We start from the raw sequence: 2,656 nt of genomic DNA on the forward strand, positions 1-2,656 counted from the left end.
CAAGGCAAAGGAATACTTTTTGGGTGTCCTTGCGTTCAGAAAGAAAACGGTCAAGAGCTTTGCCCGAAACGCCGCCCAGGGCAAGATAATTTCTTTTCTGCCAGTCCTGCGGATAAAGACAGATAAAGGACAAAAGATCTATCGGCGCTTCAAAAACAAAGAGCTAGTTGCCGTTTCCCTCATAGCGGAACGGATAGGACTTGTCAGACCCGGTAATATCCTGTCTGAATGTGTCTGCCGTTCCTCGCACATGGGCGTATCTCGGCGTACCGTTTCTGTCTCTGCCGACAAAAACAACATTGTGCCGCTTTGCGTCCTCGTAAATATCCCCGGAAAGAAGAAAAGTCTCAACAAGCGTTTTGTTGAGACCTCGACTTTCGCAAGGATATTGAATTGCTCTGTCGGCTGTTCTGTTGTGCAAAGGCAAGTGAAACGCTGTGGGCGGTGCTGTGCTGGCTTCGGTCTACCTCTCGTCGCTTTCGCCGGTCAGGAGCTGGACGGCTTCGGGAAAGGACTTTCCGTAAAACTCCATGACAAAATCAATGGAATAGCCGCCCTTACTCTGGCTGTGGCGAAACCACTTGTTTCCCAGGACGGTCAGGCTGTCATGTTCTTTCCAGCGGTATTCTCGTCCGCTTTTATAAGTGTCTCTCCCTGTGTGCGGAGAAAATCTTCCAGACTGACGGCATTCGCCCGGTCTATCTGCGCTTGGGTGTAATTCATCGGGATAGTTTCTCCTTTTTCTGTCGTGTTTGGGGTCGATTTTGGAGCTTTTGTTCCTCTGTACGCTCGTTAAATCGGGCGGCAGTATCTACACATGACTTGACCTTTCAAAGACGGTGTAAATTGTCTCTGACGGTCTTAAACTCGCCATAGGTGGTGTTGTGCGCCTGTTCCAGCTCGTCATACTCTTCGGTCAGCTTGCGTCTGCCGGCGTAGAACTGTTTCAGTTCCGTTTCATGCTCTGCCTTGTACTTGGCTCTGGGCTTCTCAAACTTGATTTTCTGCAAGCCGTTATAGACAGGCTTCATGCTCTGGAAAGCAGCGGAGCTGTCATAGAGCTGCTTAATTGCTTTCATTCGAGCGGTCTGTTCGTTCAGCGTTTTCTTCAAGCTCTCTGTGGCAGCACTGTGTTTGCTGACACGGCGTTCCAAATCCTCAAGGGAGTAAATGCCGTTTGCCCGGAGATAATTGAAAGTATCGTTCATCTCCTTTAGGTTGCTGATTTTGCCTTTCTGGGAATACGCCCCGGCTTTGCGCTGGGTGTAATAGGCGTTCAGCAAAGAAACAAGGTCGGGTGCCTGTGGCTTGGCAAGCTCCGCTTTTGCTTCAGCAATCCAATCGAACAGGAGAGTGATTTTCTTTTTGATGTCTCGAATAACGGCGTTGGTGGCTTTAATCCAGCGGTTGAACTCGCCTTTCTCGGTGCGTATGCCTTCTTCTCCATTGCCCGGACGGTTGCGCCCTCGTGGACGGTTGGAAGAAGCTCCACGCCCTGACGCTCATAGCTTCGGTGGTCGATACGAACGTCAAGCCCCTTTTCCGCAAACTTACCATTGCATAGCTCCGCCCATGTCTGCCGCCGTTATTCCAGCGTTTCGGGACTGCCCCAGTCGGTAGTGGGAACGGCGTTGAAAATAAACTCGCCATTCTGGTCTCGGATACGGTTGCCGTCCTCGTCCAGCTCATACACCCGGCGTTGCTTTAGTCCCCATTTGCCGTTCTGCTCAATGGGACGGATAGGGCAAAGCACATGGAAGTGCGGGTTTGGTATGCCTCCGTCCTCCCGGTCTGGCTTGTGTACGGCGAAGTCAACCACCATGCCCCGGCTCACAAAGTTCTCCAATAAAAATTGCCTTGCAAGAGCGATGTTTTCCTCAAGGGAAAATTCATTCTGCAAGGCAATGTCAAAACTGTATGCAAGCTGGGCGTTCTTTCCACGCTCGGCTTTTTCCACGGCGTTCCATAGCGTCTGGCAGTCTGCGTATTCGGGCGGTGCATGGGACGGCAGGAGAATATCGGAGCAGATCACGCCGCCCTTGCGGGTGTAGTCGCTATATTCGCCGTAATACTCGCTATACAATCGCTCCCCGGCACGGTAGGCGGCAGAAGCAATAGCGGACTGTCCTGAGCTTCGCTTAGTCTGCGTGACGCTCAGATGAAATAGTGCCATCGGCTTTCAACTCCTTTTCTCTGTTCGCTTGGTTGATGTGAGTAATCGCCATGTGACGGACGGCTCGCTGGACTTCGGGCAGAGAAAAGATGTGTTCCATCAGCTCTGTCATTTCGGTGCGTGTGAGATCTTTGACCTCTGGGGCAAGGCTCTCAACCGTACCGCCCAGATTGCAAAGGCGGTGGGTGCGCTTGGTGCGTTCGCCTTTCTCCAGATACCTCTTTCGGTTCTCCAGACGCTCCAGCTTGTGCTGTTCCTGTGCAAGCTGCGTCTCGGCTTGCTCCTTTTCGGCTTGGAGCTGGTCGAGGGTTTTCGGTTTTGTCATTGTAATTGACCTCCTTTTTTGATTTTGGGGATAAAAAAAGACCGTCAACTTTTCGCACATTGCGACCAGTCAACGGTCTGATTTTCGGTATTTGTTTTTCTAAACTTACTGGCGGCGAACAGCATTTCATGCTGTTTGCGGACGGCAAGTCCACAAGG

The 2,656-nt window shown here is 51.5% G+C and carries 1 protein-coding gene and 2 pseudogenes; all 3 read right to left on the reverse strand.

The window, feature by feature from the left end; translation table 11 throughout:
• Nucleotides 1-723: pseudogene (locus AC075L_RS07470) on the reverse strand (DUF3991 domain-containing protein); the annotation flags it as partial.
• Nucleotides 720-2,173: pseudogene (gene mobQ / locus AC075L_RS07475) on the reverse strand (MobQ family relaxase). The pseudogenes AC075L_RS07470 and mobQ, both read right to left, overlap by 4 nt.
• Entirely contained in the window at nucleotides 2,139-2,498 is a 360-nt protein-coding gene (locus AC075L_RS07480) for a DUF3847 domain-containing protein (protein ID WP_476387471.1), read from the reverse strand. Before AC075L_RS07480 ends, mobQ begins: the two are co-directional and overlap by 35 nt.
• Between the last annotated feature and the right edge of the window lie 158 nt (nucleotides 2,499-2,656).

The sequence above is a fragment of the Blautia sp. ZXY-1-B12 genome (assembly GCF_056339915.1).